Below are 20,606 nucleotides of genomic sequence, written 5' to 3' on the forward strand. Positions count from 1 at the left end.
CAGCCACCCAGCGCGGGCTGTCTCGACGAGAGCTGGTTCCCTCGGTGGCGGGAGCTGCCTCAGAACAGCGGCCACGGCACCGCGGGCATGCCGCCGCGCGGGGCCGGGAAGCGCGCCGACGAGCGGAGGCGGTCGCACCGCTTCGCGAAGGCGGCGATCTCCTCCTCCGTCAGCAGCTCGCCGAGGGCCTCGCCCAGCGCGCCGTCGATCTCGGCGCGGAGGCGGCCCAGCGCCGCGGTCTCGTCGGCCGTCAGCGGCTCGCCGACCCAGCCCCACAGCACCGTCCGCAGCTTGTGCTCGGAGTGGAACGTCAGCCCGTGATCGACGCCGAAGCGGTGACCGCCCGGCATCTCGAGCACGTGCCCGCCCTTGCGGTCGGCGTTGTTGACGACGACGTCGAACACGGCCATCCGCCGCAGCGCGACCGAGTCCTCGTGCACGAGCGAGATGTCGCGGTCGTTCTCGTCGCTGCCGTCGAGGACGTGCCGCCAGCCGTCCGGCACCGCGTCCGCGGGCACCAGGTCGACCGCGTCCTGCTCCGGATCGATGTCCTGCCAGAGCTGCACCATGCCCGTGCCGAGCGGCCCCTCGCGCAGCCAGGTGCGCGGCACCACGTTCCAGCCGAGGGCCTCGGAGGCGAGGTACGCGGCCCGCTCCCGCCCCGCGAGCTCGCCGTCGGGGAAGTCCCAGAGCGGCTTCTCGCCGGCGACCGGCTTGTAGACGACGGAGGTGTCGCCGATCTGCGCGAGGAAGGTCGCGTTCGAGGCGGTCGTGATCCGGCCCGTGAGCTCGAGCTCGCCGTCGAGCAGTGCGGAGTCGTCACTCATGCGGGCGGGGCCGTGCTCATGCGAGCGGGCAGTCGTGTCCGTCGGGGTCCATCGGGTCGCCGCAGCGCGGGCAGAGCGGCCGGCCGGCGCCGACGACCTCGAGGGTCCGCTTCGCGAAGGCGCGCGCGGTGCCGACGGGGATGCGCACCTGCAGCACCTCGGTCGGCTCCGCCTCCTCCTCGTCGGTGGCCGCGGCGTCGTCGTCGATCGGGTACGCCTCGATGAGGATCTGCGCGGTGGCCGGATCCCAGCCGAGGCTGATGCCGCCGACGCGGAACTCGGGCTCGACGGGCTGGTCGAGCGGGTCGTTGTCGACGAGCTCCGGAGGCGTCCCCGCAGGCACGCTCACCGGGTTGCCCTCGGCGGCCATCAGCTGGTCGAGGATCTCGTCGATCTTCTCGGCGAGCAGGGCCGACTGCTGCTTCTCGAGGCCGACGCTGACGACGCGCGGCCCGGTCTTGGCCTGGAGGTAGAAGGAGCGGGAGCCGGGGGAGCCGACGGTTCCGACGACGACGCGGTCGGGCCAGTCGAACCCGTGGACGATCGGAGGCATGGGTCCAGTCTACGAGCGTCCGGCTGGCACCCGCCCGGGCACGCGCTACTCGTGCCCCGCGCCTCCGCCGACCGGCGCATCGGCCGCAGGGGCCGCCGCGCGCAGCCACGCCAGGTCGCCCGCCTCCGTGTTGGTGGCCACGACCTCGGGTCGCCCCGCGCCGTAGCGGATGATCGACACCGACGCCGGGCCGACCGTGATCCTCTGGAAGAGGTCGAGGTGCATGCCCAGCGCATCGGCGAGGATCGCCTTGATCGTGTCGCCGTGGCTGACCGCCGCCCAGACCGCTCCCGGCCCGTGCTCGGCCGCGATCGCCGCGTCGTGCCGCCGGATCGCGCCGACCGCGCGCGCCTGCATCGCGGCCAGCCCCTCGCCTCCGGGGAACACGACGGCCGACGGCTGGCTCTGCACGACCGACCAGAGCGGCTCCTTCGACAGCTCGCGCAGCGACCTGCCCTGCCACTCGCCGTAGTCGCACTCGGTGATGCCCTTCTCGATCGACGTCGCCGGCGAGCCGGTCTGCCGGTCGAGGACGAAGCGCGTCGTCTGCCGGCAGCGCTCGAGCGGACTCGAGACGACCGAGGCCAGCTGCACGGCCGCGAGGCGCTCGCCCGTTCGCGCGGCCTGCTGCCGCCCGACGTCGTCGAGCCGGACTCCGGCGGTGCGTCCCGCGAGGATCCCGGCGGTGTTGGCCGTGGTGCGCCCGTGCCGGACGAGGAGGAGGGTGGGCATCGCCCCAGCCTAGGCAGTGCACCCGCGCGCAGGCTCACGCCGTGCTCCTCCCCTGGACGGATGTCGTGGCGCGCCGCTCCGCCTAGCGTGGAGGGAGCGGCCGCCCACCGCGGCCCGTCACGTGCACGAACCTCTGCACACGAAGGGACACTCATGGACGCGACGCCCATCGGCCCGGACGCACGGAACGGCGCAGGGCACACTCCCGACAGCGCCACTCCGGACAGCACCGTTCCCGACAGCACCGTTGCCGACACGGCCACTCCCGAGTGGGCGGCTCCGGAGGCGACGGGTCGCCAGGACGAGATCGCCCTCCGCATCCGCGGCCTGCGCAAGCGCTTCGGCGACAAGGAGGCGGTCGCGGGCATCGACCTCGACGTGCCCGCCGGCTCGTTCTTCGGCCTCGTCGGCCCCAACGGCGCGGGCAAGACCACGACCCTCTCGATGGCCACGGCGCTGCTCCGGCCCGACGCGGGCACAGTCAGCATCCACGACGTCGACGTCTGGAAGGACACCCTCGAGGCCAAGCGCCTCATCGGCGTGCTGGCCGACGGGGTGAAGCTGTTCGACCGCCTCACCGGCCTCCAGCTGATCACCTACTACGGCCTGCTCTGCGGCATCGCGCGCCCGACCGTCCTCGAGCGCGCGAACGACCTGCTGGCCCTGCTCGGCCTCGAGCCGACCGACCGCACCCTCGTCGTCGACTACTCCGCGGGCATGACCAAGAAGATCGCCCTGGCGTGCGCACTGGTGCGCGCCCCGCGCCTCCTGGTGCTGGACGAGCCGTTCGAGTCGGTCGACCCGGTCTCGGCGGCCAACATCCGCGACATCCTCACCGGCTTCGTCGCCTCGGGCGGCACCGTCATCGTCTCGAGCCACTCGATGGATCTCGTCGAGCGGATGTGCGACCGGGTCGCCGTCATCGCCGACGGTCGCGTCGTCGCCTCCGGGACCCTCGCGGAGGTCCGTGCCGGATCGAGCCTCGAGGAGCGCTTCGTCGAGCTCGTCGGCGGACGCACCCACCAGGAGGGCCCCGCATGGTTGCGCATCTCCTGAGGCTCCGCCTCCTGCTGCTCCGGAACGTCCTCACGCGCAACGTCTGGCAGCTGGTCGGCGTCGTCTTCGGCGGGCTGTACGCGCTGGTCGTGCTCGCCCTCGTGGTCGCCGGACTCGTCTCGCTCGGCGCCACCGATCCCGCCTTCGCGACCGTCGCGCTGACCCTCGGCGGCTCGGCGCTGCTGCTCGGCTGGGTGCTCGGGCCGATCTTCGTGTCCGGATCCGACCAGAGCCTCGACCTGCAGACGCTCGCCACGTTCCCGATCCCGCTGCGCACGCTGATGCTGGGGCTCGCCGCGGCGGGCGTCGCCGGGATCCCGGGGATCGTGACGTCGCTCGGTGCGCTGGCCTCGGCCGCGGCCTGGTGGAGCAACCCGATCGGCATCGTGCCGGCGCTCGTCTGCGCCGTGATCGGCGTCGCGACCTGCGTGGTCGCCTCCCGCCTGATCGGTGCGCTGACGACGGGCCTGGGCTCGAGCCGCCGCTACCGGGAGGTCATCGGCGGAGTCGTCCTCATCGTCGTGATCCTCCTCGGCCCGCTGCTCATCGGCCTCACCGGAGTCGTCCGCGACGGCCTCGACCTGCTCCCCGTGATCGCCGCGGCCCTCGGCTGGTCGCCGCTCGGTGCGATCTGGGCGGTGCCGGGCTCGATCGTCGCCGGCGACTGGCTCGCCGCGCTCGCGCGCTTCGCGATCGGAGTCGCCACCCTCGCCGTGCTCGCCTGGGCCTGGTCTCGGGCGCTGCGCCACGCCCTGTCCGAGCCCGCCGCGTCCACCTCGCGCGCCGCCTCCGGCTCCGAGGGCATCGGCCTGTTCGGGCGCTTCCCCGGCACGCCGACCGGTGCCGTCGCCGCCCGCGCGCTCGGCTACTGGTGGCGCGACCCGCGCTACAGTCGCGGACTCCTGGTCATCCCGGCCATCGTCGTCCTCGCCGTCTTCTACAGCGCGATCGGCGGAGGAGGGGGAACGCTCGTCCTCCTCTCCGCCGTCTTCATCGGGCTGATCTTCGGCGTGACCCTGTGCGCCGACGTGTCGTACGACGGCACCGCCTGGGCGGCGCACGTGAGCTCGGGAGTCGTCGGCTCGGCCGACCGCGCGGGCCGCGTCATCGCCGCCGCGATCGTGGGGATCCCCGCCGTGCTGGTGGTCGGCATCGGCACCGGCCTCTACGCAGGGCAGCCGGAGTCGGTCCCCGCGGTGCTCGGGATGTCGCTCGCCCTGCTGCTGAGCGGCTTCGGGGTCTCGAGCGTCGCCTCCGCCCTGATCGTGTACCCGGTGCCGGCCCCCGGCGACTCCCCGCTCAAGACGCCCCCGGGCTCCGGGATGATCTCGAGCGTCGTCATGCTCGCCAGCATGGGCGCGACCGCGGCGCTGTCGCTGCCGTCGCTCGTGCTCGGAGTGATCTCGCTCGTCGCCGGCGACACGGTGCTCGGAGTCGTCTCGCTGGCCGCCGCGATCGTCCTCGGATCGGTGTTCGCCCTCGTCGGCATCCGCGTCGGCGGCCGCATCCTCGACCGCCGCGCCCCCGAGCTGTTCGCCGCCCTCGTCACGATCGGCTGACGCGCGGTCGCTGATCCATTCTCCTGGCGGGCAGTCCTCTCCCCTCCCCATGCGTCGGAATCCCCTCCCCAGTCCTCACAAGTTGCGGTAGTCGCGCTCGACTACCGCAACTTCTGGAGAGTCGCGACTCCGCCCGAGTTCACCAGGCGTCTGATTCCTCGAAAGTTGCGGTAGTCGCGTTCGACTACCGCAACGTGTGGAGAGTGGGGGAGGGGGCGTGCGGCGCGGGAGGATGGGGGCATGCGCAGCGTCGAACTCCTGCTGGATCCGGAGTCGGAGGTGCGGGTGCGGGCGCAGTGGGAGGCCCTCGAGGCCGCGGGCATCCCGAGCCTGTCGCTGCACACCTCCGAGAGCAACCGGCCGCACCTCACACTCGTGGCCGGACCGGAGCTGGTCGCCCCCGAGCCCGGCGCGCTCGGCGCGCTGCCCGCGAGCGTCGACCTCGCGGCGGTCCTCCTCTTCCCGCACGCCGGCCGCTACGTGCTGGCCTGGGGCGTCACCCGGTCGCCCGCCCTCGACGCCCTGCACGCCCGCGCCACCCGGCTCGTGCCGGGCGGCGTGCCCACCTCGCTCCCGGAGGCGTGGGCCCCGCACGTGAGCGTGTCGCGCCGCCTGCGCCCCGAGATGCTCGGCGAGGCGGTGCCCCTGCTGGGCGAGCCGTTCGCCATCGGCTTCTCGGGCGTGCGCTTCTGGGACGGCGACTCGAAGACGATCACCGGGCTCTGACTCCTCCCCGGTGCTGTCCTCCCCGGTGCTGTCCTCCCCAGGGCTCGCGCTGGGCGTCCGTCCACAGATCGGGCGGCCCCCCGAAGCCGCGTCGGAGGCGGCCGGTAGAGTTCCCCAGGTGACCGAGCCGACCGCGACCGCCCTCCCGACCATCGACGCGCCCGCCCGGACCGGGGCTGCCGAGACCGGTGCCGCCGGGTCGTCGAGCGAGGCGCAGGCGATCCTCGAGAAGGTCTTCGGCTACGGCTCGTTCCGCGGCGAGCAGCAGGCCATCGTCGAGCAGGTCATCGGCGGAGGCGACGCGGTCGTCCTCATGCCCACCGGCGGCGGCAAGTCGCTCTGCTACCAGATCCCCTCGATCGTTCGGCCCGGCACCGGCATCGTCGTCTCTCCGCTGATCGCCCTCATGCAGGACCAGGTCGACGCCCTGCGCGCGAACGGCGTCGCGGCCGAGTTCCTCAACTCCACTCAGGACGCGGCCGAGCGCTCCCGCGTCGAGCGCGCCTATCTCGACGGCGAGCTCGATCTGCTCTACGTCGCTCCCGAGCGCCTCGGCAACGAGGGCATGAAGCAGTTCCTCGCCCGCGGCCGCATCGCCCTGTTCGCCATCGACGAGGCGCACTGCGTGAGCCAGTGGGGCCACGACTTCCGCCCCGACTACCTCGCCCTCGGCGAGCTGGCCGAGCGCTGGCCCGACGTGCCGCGCATCGCCCTCACCGCGACCGCCACCGAGGCCACCCACCGCGAGATCACCACGCGGCTGCACATGGGGTCGGCCCGCCACTTCGTCTCGAGCTTCGACCGCCCGAACATCCAGTACCGGATCGTCAACAAGGTCGAGCCGCGCAAGCAGCTCATCGACTTCCTCCGCCGCGAGCACGCGCACGACGCGGGCATCGTCTACGCGCTCTCGCGCAAGAGCGTCGAGGCGACCGCCGAGGCGCTCCGCACCGCCGGCTTCGACGCCGTGGCGTACCACGCCGGTCTCGACGCCCGGGTCCGCGCCGCCGCGCAGTCGCGCTTCCTCCGCGAGGAGGGCGTCATCGTCTGCGCGACCATCGCCTTCGGCATGGGCATCGACAAGCCCGACGTCCGCTTCGTCGCGCACATCGACCTCCCGAAGTCGGTCGAGGGCTACTACCAGGAGACCGGGCGCGCGGGCCGCGACGGCCTGCCCTCGACCGCCTGGCTCGCCTACGGCCTCCAGGACGTCGTGCAGCAGCGCCGCATGATCGACGAGTCGCCGGGCGATCTCGCGCACCGGAGGCGGATGTCGGCCCACCTCGACGCCATGCTGGCGCTCTCCGAGACGGTCCAGTGCCGCCGCGTGAACCTGCTCGCCTACTTCGGCCAGGAGAGCACCGCCTGCGGCAACTGCGACACCTGCCTGGAGCCGCCCGCCAGCTGGGACGGCACGGTCGCCGCGCAGAAGTTCCTCTCGACGGTCGTGCGCCTGAAGCGCGAGCGCAACCAGCAGTTCGGCGCCGGCCACATCATCGACATCCTGCGCGGCAAGACCACTCCGCGCACGACCCAGCACAAGCACGACGGCCTCGCGACCTGGGGCATCGGCGCCGATCTGAGCGACACCCAGTGGCGCGGAGTCGCGCGTCAGCTCCTCGCGCAGAGCCTCCTCGGCGTCAACGACGACGGATTCGGGACTCTCGTGATCACCCCCGCCTCGGCGTCCGTGCTCAGCGGCGAGCGCAAGGTCGAGCTGCGGCAGGAGCCGGAGAAGCCGGCGCGCTCGAGCGGGTCGTCCCGCTCCGGCCGCTCGACCGTGTCCGAGCTCTCGAGCGAGGCTCAACCGCTGTTCGAGCGCCTGCGCGAATGGCGCGCCGCGCAGGCCCGCGCGCAGTCGGTGCCGGCCTACATCGTCTTCAACGACGCGACCCTCCGCGAGATCGCGACGGCCGAGCCCGCCACGATGGACGCGCTCAGCATCATCGGCGGCGTCGGCCAGAAGAAGCTGATCACCTACGGCGACGCCGTGCTCGCCGTCGTCGCGGGCGAGACGCCGACGATCGCCGAGCCCGACGACAGCCAGGAGGCGCCGGCGCCGCGCCGAGCGGCTCCGTCCCGCTCGAACTCGGCCCGGGCCGCCGGCTCCGCACGGCCCTCGTTCGGAGCCGACAAGGCGAGCCCGCCCGTCACCTCGGGAGCGCCCGAAGACGACTGGGTGCCGCCGGACGAGCCCGACTGGGAGCCCGGCTGGGACAGCTACTGAGCGGCGCCGCTCAGCTGCCCGAGCCGACCGTCGCCATCCATCCGCCGAGCACGGTGAACCCGAACGACAGCGCCATCCCGGCGATCGGCACCCAGAACGCGATCCGGCGCACGACCAGCAGCACGATCGACACGACGAGCGCCGCCACGAACGGCAGCCACACCCCGCCGGCCGCGACCAGCACGCCCCAGCCGATCAGGTCGCCGTCGCAGTCGTTCCCGCCCATGCAGGCGTCGCCGGCCATCCCGAAGAACAGCCCGAAGTACGAGAGCAGCAGGGTCAGCCCGAACGTGCAGATCAGCAGCAGCACCGTCGTCACCGCGTCCCAGATCCGCAGCGGGCGCCGCTCCCGTTCCGCCTTCCAGGGCGTGCCCGGTCCCGACGGCTGCGGATCGCCCCACGGCTGGGCGCGCGCCCACTCCGGCGAGCCCTGCTCGGCAGGTCCGGCGGGGTACTCCGACGGCGCTCCCGACGTCGGTCCGGGCTGCGCCGCGGACGGCGGACGGAACGGCGGGGGCGGGGGCAGCGGCGGCTCGCTCATGCCACGAGCCTAGCCACGGCCCCTCGGGCCGCCACCCTCGCGCCGCCACCCTCGCGCCGCCACCCTCGGGCCCACGCCCTCAGGCCGAGCTCTCCCGCACGACCAGCTTCGGTGCCGCGATGTACTCGCCGGCCGGCTCCGTGCCGCCCGCGATGCGGTGCACGATCCGCTCGACCGCAGTGCGGGCCATGAACGCGTGGTCCGGGTCGATCGTGGTCAGCCTCGGGATCGTGTACTCGCCCTCGATGATGGCGTCGAACGCGGCGACCCGGACGTCGCCCGGGACGGCGACGCTGCGGTCGGCCAGGCCGCGCAGGACGCCGATGCCGACGGTGTCGGTGATGCAGAAGACTCCGTCGAAGGGGATCCGGCGGTCGATGAAGTCGCGGATTCCCTCGGCGCCCCCGGTCATCGTGAACTCCGAGACGTTCACGTGCAGGTCCGGATCGATCGGGAGCCCGGCATCGCGGTGGGCGCGGCGGTAGCCCTCGAGGCGGAGGCTCGAGACGTCGATCTCGTCGTGCTCCGGATTGTCGACCATGACGATCCGGCGGCAGCCGCGCTCGATGAGGTGCTCGACGGCGATGCGCGCGCCGTCGACGTTCGCCATCGCGACGTGGTCGACCGGCCCCTCGAAGATCCGCTCACCGAGGATGACGAGCGGATGATCGACCCGCAGCAGCTCGGTGTCGGCGGAGCCCAGGCCGACGGTGCTGAGGATGATGCCGTCGTAGAGGCGCTTGCGCGAGGAGGCGAGCGCCTCCAGCTCGTTCTCGCGTCGCGCACCGGTCTGCTCGATGACGACGCGGAGGTCGTGCTTCTCGGCGGCGGCGATGATCTCGGCCGCGAGCCGGCCGTAGTAGGGGCGGTCGATCTCGGGGACGGCCAGCCCGATGGTGCCGGTCCGCCCGGTTCGGAGGTTGCGGGCGGCGACGTTGACGCGGTAGTCGAGTCGGGTGATGACACCCAGCACCCGCTCGCGCGTGCTCTCGCGGACGTGCGGGTGGTCGTTCAGGACGTGCGAGACGGTCATCGGGGAGACCCCGGCCTCTTTCGCCACGTCGTGGATCGTCACCATATCGGGCCTCCTCGTTCCGATGGTCCCACGAGCGGCAGCCCGTTCACCGCAGCAGGCTCCGGAGGCGGGCGGCCTCGTCGCCCTCGAGCGCGAGCAGCGAGCCGTGCCGCGCGTCGACGGGGAGGCGCGCGCTCGGGACGGGTGCGAACGCGCCTCCGGCCGGGTCGTCGCTGACGAAGAGCCGGTAGCCCCGCAGCCCGAACTCGTCGATGAGGAGCCAGGTGTGCTCGGGGGTGGCGACGACGGCGGGTCCCTCGCCGCGCGCCAGCTCGGGCGATCCGATCCCGGTGCGCACCGTCTCGAACGCTCCCTCCAGCGAGGGCCCGCGCGCGAGGGTGACCGCGCTGACGCCGCGCTCCGGCTCGGCCTCGACCGTGAAGCGGAGCCACTGGTCCCCGACGGCCAGGAAGGCGGCGTCGATGACGTCGCGTCCGGTGTCGAGGGCGACGCGCGCCGGGCGATAGGTCGCGAAGTCGGTCGTCTCCACCACGAGGATCCGCTGGTGCGCGGCCGAGGCCCGGTCCCCCTCGAGAGGGTAGAGGGCGGCCGAGAAGAACACGAGCCAGCAGCCGCGCTCGTCGCTCCAGTACGCCTTGGGGGCCCAGGCGTTGCCCGCCGACTCGGGCGCCACCTCGTGCAGCGAGGGGGTGGTCCACTCGACGAGGTCGTCCGAGTGCCAGACCAGGATCGAGCGGCTCCCACGCCGGACGGCCCGGTGCCAGTCGCCGTCCGGCCAGGTGCGGAGGTCGGTGGCGAGGAGGACGAAGCGGCCGGTCGTCCTGTCGCGCACGAGGAACGGATCGCGGGCGCCGCGCTCGCCGACGGCGGGCACCGGCACCCCCAGCGGGAGCGGGAGGAACGACTCCGGTGTCGCCCCCTCGCTCACCGCGAGCCGCACCCGCTCGCCGTCCTCGCGCTCGCCGGGGAGGAAGTAGGCGAGCAGGAAGCCGCTCATCCCTTCACGCTGCCCGAGACCAGGCCGCCGACGATGTGCTTCTGCATCGCGATGAAGAACACCACCATCGGGAGCAGGACGATCACGCTGAGCGTCAGGAACGCGGGCCAGTTCACTCCGAACTGCCCGACCGCCTTGTAGACCTGCAGCACCAGGGTCTGCTTCTCGGGCGAGCTGATGAAGACGTTCGGGGTGATGAAGTCGTTCCACACCCACATCGTCTGGAACACGCCGACGGTGATCAGGATCGGGCGGATCAGCGGCAGGACGATGCGCCAGTAGATCTGCCACGGGCCGGCGCCGTCGATCCGCGCCGCCTCGAAGATCTCGAGCGGCAGCGACTTCATGTACCCCTGGATCAGGAAGTAGCAGAAGATCGCCCCCGCGGCGTAGAGCAGGATCAGGCCCTCGAGGCTGTCGACCAGACCGGCTCCGGCGAGCAGCCGGTAGAGCGGGATCAGCGTCGCCTGGCCGGGGACGAGGAACGCGATGATCAGGACGACGGAGGCGACGCGGGTGAGGAGTGTCTTCCGCAGCAGCATCGCGTAGGCGGCCATCGAGCCGACGAGCAGCATCAGGGCGACGGAGGCGACGGTCACGTAGAGCGTGTTCGCGAACGCGCCGAGGATCGGGACGGAGGCGAAGACGTCGGTGTAGTTGCTCGGATCGAAGGTGGTCGGCAGAGCGAACGGCGCACTCGAGACCTCCTGCTGCGTCTTCAGGGTGCTGACGACGATGTAGTAGAAGGGGGCTCCGACCAGGGCGGCCAGGGCGATCATGCCGACGCTGGTGAGGGCGCTGCCCCAGCGGCGGCGGCGCTGAGCGGGCCCCGCGGGTCGTCGGCGCCGGGGGGCGTCGAGCGAGAGGGTCGGGGCGGGGTCCTTGATCAGGGTGGTCATGAGGTCCTCTCCTCGAAGCGGCGCGAGATGAGCAGCTGGACGGCGACGATCGAGCCGACGACGAGGAGGAACACCACGGCGAGGGCCGAGGCCTTGCCGAACTGCGCCTGCGCGACTCCGTTCTGGATGATCGACTGCGTGATCGTGTAGGTCGAGAAGCCCGGGCCGCCCTTGGTGAGGGTGAAGGGCAGGTCGTAGACCTTCAGCCCGCCCGTCATCAGGAGGAGCGTGCTCACCGTCACCGCGGGGGCGAGGAGGGGGAGAGTGATCGAGAAGAACCGGCGCGGCGCCGATGCTCCGTCGATCCGGGCGACCTCGTAGTAGTCCTCCGGGATCGACTGCAGGTAGGCGAGGTAGAGGATCGCGTGCCAGCCGGTGCTCGACCACACCCCCACGACGATCACCGAGAGCTGCGCCAGCGCCCCGTTCGAGAGCCACGGCACCGGACCGAGGCCGGCGACGCCCTCGAGGACGCGGTTGATCGCTCCCGAGCCGAGCGGGGACAGGATCAGACCCCAGACGAGCCCGAGGATCGCGATGCTCGGGATCGCCGGGAAGAAGAGGATCGCGCGGACGGCTCCGCGGCCCACGAAGGGCCGGTTGAGCACGAGCGCCAGCGGGATCGCCAGCGCCGTGACGAGCACGGTGGTGCCGATGCTGTAGGTGAGGGTGAAGACCAGCCCGGCGAGCATGGCCGGGTCGCGGAAGATGCTGACGTAGTTGGCGAAGCCGACGAAGTCGGACTCGACCGAGTAGCCGTCGAAGTCCGTCAGGCTGAAGTAGAACGACTGCGCCAGCGGCACGGCGAACAGGAGCGCGAAGACGATCAGGATCGGCACGAGGAACATCCCGGTGCTGAGGGTCTCGCGTCGACGCAGCGGAGAGGCGGGGCGCCGGAGCGCGAGGGCTCCGGCGCCGCGGACAGCGGTGTGGGCGGTCATGACGGGGACCGGGGCCCTCAGCCCTGCGACTCGAGCCGCGCCTGGAGGGCGGCGGCGACGTCGGCGGGAGAGGACTGCCCCTGCGCGAGCAGCTGGATCTGCGCCACGGCCTCGGTGTTCAGCGCGTCCTGCTCCCGCGGCCAGGCGATCTGCGGCAGGTAGAACTCGCCCGCCTGGAGCCCGGCCAGGTTGGGCTCGAGCGCGGGGTCGATGACGGGCGTGTAGTTCGTGGTGGTGGTGAGCGCAGAGGTGCCCTCCTGGTAGGTGCGCACGCCCTCCTCGCTGCCGAGGAAGGAGAGGAACTCCTCCGCCTCGGCCGTGTGCTCGGTCTTCGAGTTGATGGCGAAGCCGGGCGACGCGGCGCCGGCCCAGTAGCCCTTGCCGTCGAGGGTCGGGAACGGAGCGAACGCGACGTCGAGGTCGGGCGCCTTCTCCCGGACGGAGGGGAGGTTCCACGGGCCGGCGGCCATCATCGCGACGCGGCCGTTGGCGAACTCGTCGACGATCTGGTCGCCGGTCAGGCTGACGACGTCCTGGCTCATCAGGCCGCTCGTGAGCAGCTCGCTCCAGGCCGTGAGCGGCTCCTCCCAGAGGTCGCCGAACGAGGCGGAGCCGTCGAAGATCGCCGCGTCCACCTCGCCGCCCTGCTCGGCGTCGGCCGAGCCGACGAGGGCCGAGACTCCCAGCGGGATCTGCGAGGCGGAGTCGTAGTACGGCGTGACTCCGGAGTCCTTCACCGTCTTCAGCACGTCGAGGAAGCCGTCCCAGTCGGTCGGGATCTCGGTGACGCCGGCGGCCTCGAGGAGCGCGCGGTTGTACATGATGCCGCCCGCCCACGAGGAGGTGGACATCCCGTAGGCCTTGCCGTCGGCGCTGTAGGTCTCGGTGTTGAACGGCGACATCGCCGACATGAACGGCTCGTCGGTGAGGTCCTTCACGAAGCCGCCCTCGATCAGGTTGGTCTTGTTCTCGGCCGCGATGATGAACACGTCGGCGGCGTTGTTGCCCGCGAGGCGCGTCTGCAGCGTCGAGACGTACTCGGCGACGGGCGGCGCGTTCGAGAACTCGATCTCGATGTCGGGGTGGGCCTTCTCGAAGGCGTCGATGACCGGCGTCATCGTCGCCTCGTTGTCCCACGAGAAGAAGCTCAGCGTGGTCTTCCCGTCGGAGGCGCCCGAGGCGCTGCAGGCGGTCAGGGAGAGAGCGGCCGCGGCGGCGACGACGAGTGCCGCCGAGCGGATGGTGCGGGAGCGATGCGACATTGCATTCCTCTGTTCTGTGGAGGGGATCGGGTGATGGGGGGTCAGGAGTCGGTCGGAGCGAGCGGGACGCGGAGGTGCTCGTGGCGGGGGACGACCGGCACGAGTCGATCGCCGTCGTGCACCAGCAGGTCGAAGACGATCTCGCGGTGCACTCCGTCGCCGTCCGGGATGGCGAAGCGGTGGTAGGCGATCACCCACTGGTCGGTGCCGGGGACGGGGCAGATCGAGTGGTGGCCGGTCGCGAGGATCCCGAGGGCCGTGTTCTTCTCGAGCAGGACGCCGCCGTCGGTCCACGGGCCGAACGGAGTGGCGCCGACCGCCCAGCGCACGCGGTAGTCCTCCTCCCTGGTGTCGTTCTCGGACCAGGTGAGGAAGTAGGAGTCGCCGTGGCGGTGCAGGTGGGCGGCCTCGCGGAATCCCGTCGGCACCCACGAGTGCACGTCCGCCTCGTCGAAGGACACGAGGTCCTCCGCCAGCCGCACGAGGTGCGCGACGCCGTTGCCCCAGAGCAGGTACACGGTGCCGTCGTGATCGCGGAAGACCGACGGGTCGATCGCGACTCCGTCGAACCGGCCCGCCGCGACGAGGGGAGCGCCGAGGTCGGTGTACGGCCCGGCGGGGGTCGAGGCGCGGGCGACGCCGATGCTGTTGCCGGCGGTGAAGTAGAGGTAGTGCACTCCGTCGACCTCGATGGCCGAGGGCGCCCAGGCGAACGAGTCGGCCCAGCCGACGTCGCGGCCCAGCCGCAGGATCTCGCCCTCGTCGGTCCACTCGACGAGATCCTCGGAGGAGTACGAGCGGAAGGCGCTCGCTCCCCAGCCCTCGATCCCGTCGGTCGTCGGGAAGAGGTGCCAGCGGTCGCCGATCACGACCAGCGACGGATCCGCCAGGAAGCGCTGCAGGGGGGACGGCGAGGGGGTCGCGGTACTCGTGTCGTTCATCGCACTCCTTCGTGCCCGGCGACCGTCCTGTATCGGTACAGGAGCGGCGTGTATCGATACAGTACGAACGCCCGGCCGTCCTGTCAAGAGAGGGGAGGAGCTGTCGCATTCCGGCCGACGGGGCGAGCGGCGCGCTGGCCGGTTCCGACAACGCGGGAGCACACGCGCGCGGCCCGCTTTGTCGTCCCGCGACGGATCGTTTCCGCCTTCGCGGGAGCCGATCTACCGTGCAGAGCACCGCCTCCCGACGATCGTCGGCCAGGGATCGACCCCGCTCGATCCGTCGCCGCCGGCGATCCGCGAGCGGGCCGAACCGACGACGGTCGAAGGGATCCTCCAGTCATGGTCACCACCGCTCCCCGCCCCCGCTCCGCCACCGATGCCGCCGACAGGGCCGCCGGCGGCCGCTCGCGGCCGCGACGCTCGAAGGCCGGCGCGATCGCCCCGACGCCTCCCGTCGACTCGCTCGGCTCCGAGGTCGATGCCCGCCTCGACGAGGACGGCTCGCCCAGCGTCGACGTCGCCGCGCTCGGCGAGGTGCTCCTCGGAGCCTGGCGTGAGCAGCGCCTCGCCTCGCGCGAGCTCACCGCCCGCGAGGAGCTGCACCGTGTCGACGGCCTGCCGATGGCCGAGCACCGGGCGCGGGTCACCCGGCAGATGCACGTCCTCGCGGCCGAGGGCGGCGTGCTCCGCGCCTTCCCGGAGGACCTCGGCGGAGAGGCCGACCACGGCGGTAACATCGCCGGCTTCGAGGAGCTGGTCACCGCCGATCCGTCGCTGCAGATCAAGTCGGGCGTGCAGTGGGGCCTCTTCGGAGCCGCGGTGCTGCACCTCGGCACCCGCGCGCACCACGAGAAGTGGCTGCCCGGCATCATGAGCCTCGAGATCCCCGGCGCCTTCGCGATGACCGAGACCGGTCACGGCTCCGACGTCGCCTCGATCGCGACGACCGCGACCTACGACGAGGCCGCCGGCGACTTCGTCCTGCAGACCCCGTTCCGCGCCGCGTGGAAGGACTACCTCGGCAACGCGGCCGTCGACGGGCGCGCCGCCGTCGTCTTCGCGCAGCTCGTGACCCGCGGCGTCAACCACGGCGTCCACGCCTTCTTCGTTCCGATCCGCGACGACGACGGCGCGTTCCTCCCGGGCGTCGGCGGTGAGGACGACGGCCTCAAGGGCGGCCTCAACGGGATCGACAACGGCCGGCTGCACTTCGACGGGCTCCGCGTGCCGCGTGAGAACCTGCTCAACCGCTACGGCGACGTCGCGGCCGACGGCACCTACTCGTCCCCGATCGCGAGCCCCGGCCGCCGCTTCTTCACCATGCTCGGAACGCTCGTCCAGGGGCGCGTCTCGCTCGACGGCGCCTCCGTCGTGGCGGCCCGCGTCGCCCTCACGATCGCCGTGACCTACGGCGACCAGCGCCGCCAGTTCACCGGCGGCGGGGACCGCGAGGAGGTGCTCCTCGACTACCAGCGCCACCAGCGCCGCCTGCTCCCGCGCCTGGCGACCACCTATGCGGCCGGCTTCGCGCACGACAAGCTGCTGCGCGCGTTCGACGACGTCTTCTCGGGCGCGAACGACACCGACGCGTCGCGGCAGGATCTCGAGACCCTCGCGGCCGGGCTCAAGGCGCTGTCGACCTGGCACGCGCTCGACACTCTGCAGGAGGCGCGCGAGGCGTGCGGCGGCGCCGGCTTCCTCGCCGACAACCGCCTCACCCAGCTCCGCGCCGACCTCGACGTCTACGCGACGTTCGAGGGCGACAACACGGTGCTGCTCCAGCTCGTGGCCAAGCGGCTGCTCACCGATGTCGGCCGGCGCTTCAAGAACGCGCAGCCCGGTGTGCTCGCCCGCTACGCCGTCGAGCAGGTGGCGGAGGCGACCGTCAACAACTCGGGGCTGCGCCGGCTCGCGCAGGTCGTCTCGGACCGCGGGTCCACGGCCCGCTCGGTCGGCCAGCTCCGCGAGGAGCAGCGCGAGCTGCTGACCGACCGTGTCGAGAGCATGGTGTCGGGCATCGCCTCGCGACTCCGCTCGGCCTCGAAGCTGCCGGCCGACGAGGCCGCCCGGCTCTTCAACGCGCACCAGAGCGAGCTGATCGAGGCGGCGCGCGCGCACGCCGAGCTGCTGCAGTGGGAGGCGTTCACCGACGGGCTCGCGGCGATCGAGGACGAGGGGACCCGCACGGTCCTCACCTGGCTCCGCGATCTCTTCGGCCTCGGTCTGATCGAGAAGCACCTCGACTGGTACCTCATCCACGGGCGCCTGTCGTCGCAGCGCGCGCTGGCCGTCACGTCGTACATCGACCGGCTGCTGGCCCGGCTCCGCCCGCACGCCGGCGATCTGGTCGCCGCCTTCGGCTACCGCCCCGAGCACATCCGCGCGTCGATCGCGAGCGGCGCCGAGGCGACCCGGCAGGAGGAGGCGCACGCCTACTTCGAGGCCGCCCGCGCCGCCGGCACCCTCCCGACCCCCGAGAAGGCCCCGCGCCACTGACCGCCTCCGCGAGACGCCGCTCGAGTACGCGACACGCCGACGCGGGCGTACCCGAGCGGCATCCCGCGGAACGGATCAGCGGTCGAGGAACGCCAGCGCGGCGTCGCGCTCGGCGCGCAGCTCGAGCACGGACTCGTCGATCTTGGCGCGCGAGTACGCGTCGATCTCGAGGCCCTCGATGATCCGCCACTCGCCGTCGACCGCGCGGACCGGGAAGGACGAGATCAGCCCCTCCTCGACGCCGTAGGAGCCGTCGGACTCGACCGCGGCCGACGTCCACTCCGTGCCCGTCACCCAGTCGTGCACGTGGTCGATCGCGGCGGAGGCGGCGGACGCGGCCGAGGAGGCCCCGCGCACCTCGATGATCTCGGCGCCGCGCTTCGCGACGCGCGGCTCGAACTCGCGGTGCAGCCACTCGGCGTCGACGAGCTCGGTCGCGGGGCGTCCGTCGACCGTCGCGTGCGTGACGTCGGGGTACTGCGAGGCGGAGTGGTTGCCCCAGATGCTCACTCCGGCGATCGAGTCGACGGGAGCGTCGAGCTTCGCCGCGAGCTGCGCGACGGCCCGGTTGTGGTCGAGTCGCGTCATCGCGGTGAAGCGCCCGGCCGGGATGTCGGGGGCGCTCGCGCGGGCGATCCAGGCGTTGGTGTTCGCCGGGTTGCCGACGACCAGCACGCGGATGTCGTCGGCCGCGTGCTCGTTCAGCGCGGCTCCCTGCGGCCCGAAGATGCCGGCGTTCGCGGCGAGGAGGTCGGCGCGCTCCATCCCTGCGCTCCGCGGCCGGGCGCCGACCAGCAGGGCGATGCTCGCGCCATCGAAGGCCGCGGCCGGATCGTCGGTCGCCTCGACGCCGCGGAGCAGCCCGAACGCGCCGTCCTGCAGCTCGAGCGCGGTGCCGGCCGCCGAGCGCAGGCCCGCGGGGATCTCGAGGAGGTTCAGCCGCACCGGCACGTCCGGCCCGAGGAGCTGACCCGAGGCGATGCGGAACAGGAGCGCGTAGCCGATCGCGCCTCCCGCTCCCGTGACGGTGACGGTGACCGGATTCGCGCGCTCGTGAAGACTGCCCATGGCGCCGACCCTAATCCGGATGCCTGCACGCTCGGTCGGAGTCGGGCGGCGCGAGATCGCTCTCGAGAGTCTTCGATCCGTCACGAACGGCCTGTGCGACGTGCTTCGGACGGGCCGTCCGTGACGGATCGATGCGGCCGTCAGTGCCCGCGCGCGATCCACTCCTCGCGGTGCGGTGCCTCCGCCCCGATCGTGGTCGAGTCGCCGTGCCCGGTGAGGACCACCGTGTCGGCGGGCAGCGTCAGCAGCCGCTCGGTGATCGAGTCGATGATCGTCGGGAAGTCGCTGTACGAGCGGCCGGTGGCGCCCGGCCCGCCCTGGAAGAGCGTGTCGCCGGTGAAGACCGTGCCGAGCTCGGCGGCGACGAAGCAGACGGCGCCCGGCGAGTGGCCGGGGGTGTGCCGCACCTCGAGGTCGACGCCCGCGACCGTCACGACCTGGTCGTCGACGAGGCCGCCGTCGGGGGAGCTGTCGGGGTAGACCGCGTTCCACAGCATCCGGTCTCCGTCGTGCAGCAGGACGGGTGCGCCGGTCGCGGCCTTCAGCGCCGCCACCGCGTTGATGTGGTCGTCGTGCGCGTGGGTCAGCAGGATCGCGCGGAGGGCGCGATCGCCGACGGCCCCGAGGATCGCGTCGGCGTCGTGGGCGGCATCGATGACGACGCACTCGGAGTCGTCGCCGACGATCCACACGTTGTTGTCGACGTCCCAGGTGCCGCCGTCGAGGCTGAAGGTGCCGCTCGTGACCAGGTTCTCGATGCGGGCGGCCATCAGAGCACCACCACCGAGCGCAGCACGTCGCCGCCGGCCATGGTGGCGAAGGCCTGCTCGACGTCCGTGATCCCGATCCGCTCGGTCACGAACTCGTCGAGCGGCAGCCGGCCCTGGAGGTAGAGGTCGGTCAGCATCGGGAAGTCGCGCTCGGGCAGGCAGTCGCCGTACCAGCTCGACTTGAGCGACCCGCCGCGGCCGAAGACGTCGAGGAGGGGGATCTCGAGCGTCATCTCGGGAGTGGGCACGCCGACGAGCACGACGGTGCCGGCGAGGTCGCGGGCGTAGAACGCCTGGCGCCAGGTCTCGGGGCGGCCGACGGCGTCGATGACCACATCGGCGCCGAAGCCGTTCGTGAGCGCCTGCACCGCGGAGACGACGCCCGCCTCGTCGAGGCCGCTCGAGTCGATGACGTGCGTGGCACCGAGCTTCTCGGCCGCGACCAGCTTCTTCGGGTCGCGGTCGATGGCGATCACGGTGCTCGCCCCCGCGAGAGCGGAGCCGACGACGGCGGCCGTGCCGACGCCTCCGCAGCCGATCACCGCGACGGAGTCGCCGCGGCCCACGTTGCCCGTGTTCATCGCCGCGCCCAGGCCGGCCATGATGCCGCAGCCGAGCAGGCCCACCGCGGCGGGATCCGCCTCCGGATCGACCTTCGTGCACTGCTTGGCGTGCACGAGCGTCTTCTCGGCGAACGCGCCGATCCCGAGCGCAGGGCTCAGCTCGGTGCCGTCGACCAGGGTCATCCTCTGGGTCGCGTTGAAGGTGTTGAAGCAGTACCAGGGCTCGGCGCGCGTGCAGGCGCGGCACTCGCCGCAGACGGCCCGCCAGTTGAGCACGACGAAGTCGCCCACCGCGACGTTCGTGACTCCCTCGCCGATCGCGCTGACCTTTCCGGCGGCCTCGTGGCCGAGCAGGAAGGGGAAGTCGTCGCTGATCCCGCCCTCCCGGTAGTGGAAGTCGGTGTGGCACACCCCGCAGGTCTCGACGTCGACGACGGCCTCGCCCGGCCCCGGATCGGGGACGACGATGTCGACGAGCTCGACGGGAGCCCCCTTCGACCGGGCGATGACGCCGCTCACAGTGGTGGGCATGGGGGCTCCTTCGTCGGGGCGGGTGCTGCGGGGATCCGCTCCACAGTACCTACGGGCGGACCGCTCGTCCGCCCAGGACGGCCAGCAGCACCACGGCGACCAGCGATCCGGAGGCGACCAGCGCGGCGAGCACCGTGATCTGGAAGGCGCCGGCGTCCAGCGGCGAGAGCCCGCCGAAGACCGCGCCGACGAACGCTCCGGGGAGCACCACCAGCCCGGTCGTCCGCGTCTGGTCCGTCAGCGGCACGAGCCCCGTCCACACCGCCTCCCTGGCCGGCGTCCTGGTCGCCCGCCGCGGAGTCGCCCCGAGCGCGAGCCATCCCTCGACCTGATCCCACCGGTCGGCGAGCGTCGCCGCGAAGGCCCGCCCGGTCACGGTCGCGACCGTCATCGATCCGCCGATCACGATGCCGCCGACCGCGAGCAGGTAGCGGCCGGTGAACGGAACGGCGCCGAGGCCGAAGACGACCGCCCCCGTGAACACCACGCCCACCACCATCGCGACAGAGACGGCGAGCACCGCCCGGCGAGTGCGCCCGAGACGCCCGGAGGCGGTCGCCACCGCCGCGACGAGCATCAGGAGCAGGAAGGCGCCCACCCAGCGCAGGTCCGAGATGACGCCGGTGAGGATCAGCGCGAGCAGTGTCAGCTGCACCGCGCCGCGGAGGATCGCGAGCGCCGGGCGGAGGAAGGCGCCGACTCCGAAGACCCTGAGCGCCACCGCCGAGATCGCCGCGCAGACGACGACGGCGGACACCGTCGCGACGAGTCCACTGCCACCGATCACTCCTGGACACTAAGGGCCGTGGACGACGGGCGCATCCTCGACACCGCCCCGGCATCGGCTCGCTGCTGGGCACGTCGGACCACGGGTGGCA

19 protein-coding genes are annotated in these 20,606 nt (G+C 72.4%); 5 read left to right on the top strand and 14 right to left on the bottom strand.

The window, feature by feature from the left end; genetic code table 11:
* Positions 1 to 59 precede the first annotated feature (59 nt).
* Genes GRS92_RS16180 through GRS92_RS16190 form a run of 3 tightly spaced genes read right to left on the bottom strand, consistent with a single transcriptional unit; the run spans position 60 to position 2,112 of the window.
* Positions 60 to 827 carry an SCO1664 family protein gene (locus GRS92_RS16180; protein WP_159858316.1) on the bottom strand — a complete coding sequence of 256 codons (768 nt, stop codon included), beginning with the start codon at positions 825 to 827 and terminating at the stop codon, positions 60 to 62.
* Between the two features lie 16 nt (positions 828 to 843).
* Positions 844 to 1,380 carry a DUF3090 domain-containing protein gene (locus tag GRS92_RS16185; RefSeq protein WP_159858319.1) on the bottom strand — a complete coding sequence of 179 codons (537 nt, stop codon included), beginning with the start codon at positions 1,378 to 1,380 and terminating at the stop codon, positions 844 to 846.
* 45 nt (positions 1,381 to 1,425) lie between these two features.
* Positions 1,426 to 2,112, bottom strand: a complete 687-nt coding sequence (locus tag GRS92_RS16190) for a histidine phosphatase family protein (protein WP_159858322.1) — start codon at positions 2,110 to 2,112, stop codon at positions 1,426 to 1,428.
* A 153-nt stretch (positions 2,113 to 2,265) separates the two neighbouring features.
* Here GRS92_RS16190 and GRS92_RS16195 point away from each other — a divergent pair, with 153 nt between their 5' ends.
* From GRS92_RS16195 to recQ, 4 genes are all read left to right on the top strand, one after another.
* Entirely contained in the window at positions 2,266 to 3,168 is a 903-nt protein-coding gene (locus GRS92_RS16195; protein WP_235022078.1) for an ABC transporter ATP-binding protein, read from the top strand.
* Positions 3,150 to 4,727 carry a transporter gene (locus GRS92_RS16200; RefSeq protein WP_159858328.1) on the top strand — a complete coding sequence of 526 codons (1,578 nt, stop codon included), beginning with the start codon at positions 3,150 to 3,152 and terminating at the stop codon, positions 4,725 to 4,727. Before GRS92_RS16195 ends, GRS92_RS16200 begins: the two co-directional genes overlap by 19 nt.
* Before the next feature lie 240 nt (positions 4,728 to 4,967).
* On the top strand, positions 4,968 to 5,453 hold the full coding sequence (locus GRS92_RS16205; RefSeq protein ID WP_159858331.1) for a 2'-5' RNA ligase family protein: 486 nt from the start codon (positions 4,968 to 4,970) through the stop codon (positions 5,451 to 5,453).
* A gap of 118 nt (positions 5,454 to 5,571) precedes the next feature.
* On the top strand, positions 5,572 to 7,680 hold the full coding sequence (gene recQ, locus GRS92_RS16210) for a DNA helicase RecQ (protein WP_442966244.1): 2,109 nt from the start codon (positions 5,572 to 5,574) through the stop codon (positions 7,678 to 7,680).
* Between the two features lie 10 nt (positions 7,681 to 7,690).
* Here recQ and GRS92_RS16215 read toward each other — a convergent pair whose 3' ends face one another.
* From GRS92_RS16215 to GRS92_RS16245, 7 genes are all read right to left on the bottom strand, one after another.
* Entirely contained in the window at positions 7,691 to 8,221 is a 531-nt protein-coding gene (locus tag GRS92_RS16215; protein ID WP_159858334.1) for a DUF6264 family protein, read from the bottom strand.
* Positions 8,222 to 8,300: 79 nt separating this feature from the next.
* Positions 8,301 to 9,299, bottom strand: a complete 999-nt coding sequence (locus GRS92_RS16220; protein ID WP_159858337.1) for a LacI family DNA-binding transcriptional regulator — start codon at positions 9,297 to 9,299, stop codon at positions 8,301 to 8,303.
* Between the two features lie 43 nt (positions 9,300 to 9,342).
* Entirely contained in the window at positions 9,343 to 10,254 is a 912-nt protein-coding gene (locus GRS92_RS16225) for a glycoside hydrolase family 43 protein (protein WP_159858340.1), read from the bottom strand.
* The gene (locus GRS92_RS16230; RefSeq protein ID WP_159858343.1) at positions 10,251 to 11,153 is read right to left on the bottom strand and encodes a carbohydrate ABC transporter permease; all 903 of its coding nucleotides are present in this window, start codon (positions 11,151 to 11,153) and stop codon (positions 10,251 to 10,253) included. Before GRS92_RS16230 ends, GRS92_RS16225 begins: the two co-directional genes overlap by 4 nt.
* Positions 11,150 to 12,094, bottom strand: coding sequence for a carbohydrate ABC transporter permease (locus GRS92_RS16235; RefSeq protein WP_204162040.1), 945 nt, complete (start codon positions 12,092 to 12,094; stop codon positions 11,150 to 11,152). Before GRS92_RS16235 ends, GRS92_RS16230 begins: the two co-directional genes overlap by 4 nt.
* Before the next feature lie 17 nt (positions 12,095 to 12,111).
* Positions 12,112 to 13,356, bottom strand: a complete 1,245-nt coding sequence (locus GRS92_RS16240) for an ABC transporter substrate-binding protein (RefSeq protein ID WP_159858346.1) — start codon at positions 13,354 to 13,356, stop codon at positions 12,112 to 12,114.
* Positions 13,357 to 13,397: 41 nt separating this feature from the next.
* Positions 13,398 to 14,297, bottom strand: a complete 900-nt coding sequence (locus GRS92_RS16245) for a family 43 glycosylhydrolase (protein WP_159858349.1) — start codon at positions 14,295 to 14,297, stop codon at positions 13,398 to 13,400.
* A gap of 342 nt (positions 14,298 to 14,639) precedes the next feature.
* On the opposite strand from GRS92_RS16245, the gene GRS92_RS16250 reads away from it, so the two are divergent.
* The gene (locus GRS92_RS16250; RefSeq protein WP_159858352.1) at positions 14,640 to 16,796 is read left to right on the top strand and encodes an acyl-CoA dehydrogenase family protein; all 2,157 of its coding nucleotides are present in this window, start codon (positions 14,640 to 14,642) and stop codon (positions 16,794 to 16,796) included.
* 75 nt (positions 16,797 to 16,871) lie between these two features.
* On the opposite strand, the gene GRS92_RS16255 is transcribed toward GRS92_RS16250, so the two are convergent.
* From GRS92_RS16255 to GRS92_RS16270, 4 genes are all read right to left on the bottom strand, one after another.
* Positions 16,872 to 17,864, bottom strand: a complete 993-nt coding sequence (locus GRS92_RS16255) for a malate dehydrogenase (RefSeq protein ID WP_159858355.1) — start codon at positions 17,862 to 17,864, stop codon at positions 16,872 to 16,874.
* A gap of 140 nt (positions 17,865 to 18,004) precedes the next feature.
* Positions 18,005 to 18,634, bottom strand: a complete 630-nt coding sequence (locus tag GRS92_RS16260) for an MBL fold metallo-hydrolase (protein ID WP_159858358.1) — start codon at positions 18,632 to 18,634, stop codon at positions 18,005 to 18,007.
* Positions 18,634 to 19,728, bottom strand: a complete 1,095-nt coding sequence (locus tag GRS92_RS16265; RefSeq protein WP_159858361.1) for an S-(hydroxymethyl)mycothiol dehydrogenase — start codon at positions 19,726 to 19,728, stop codon at positions 18,634 to 18,636. Before GRS92_RS16265 ends, GRS92_RS16260 begins: the two co-directional genes overlap by 1 nt.
* Before the next feature lie 49 nt (positions 19,729 to 19,777).
* Positions 19,778 to 20,515 carry an ABC transporter permease gene (locus GRS92_RS16270; RefSeq protein ID WP_159858364.1) on the bottom strand — a complete coding sequence of 246 codons (738 nt, stop codon included), beginning with the start codon at positions 20,513 to 20,515 and terminating at the stop codon, positions 19,778 to 19,780.
* Positions 20,516 to 20,606: the final 91 nt, after the last annotated feature.

This window comes from Rathayibacter sp. VKM Ac-2754 (genome assembly GCF_009807095.1).
Taxonomy (GTDB): Bacteria; Actinomycetota; Actinomycetes; order Actinomycetales; family Microbacteriaceae; genus Rathayibacter.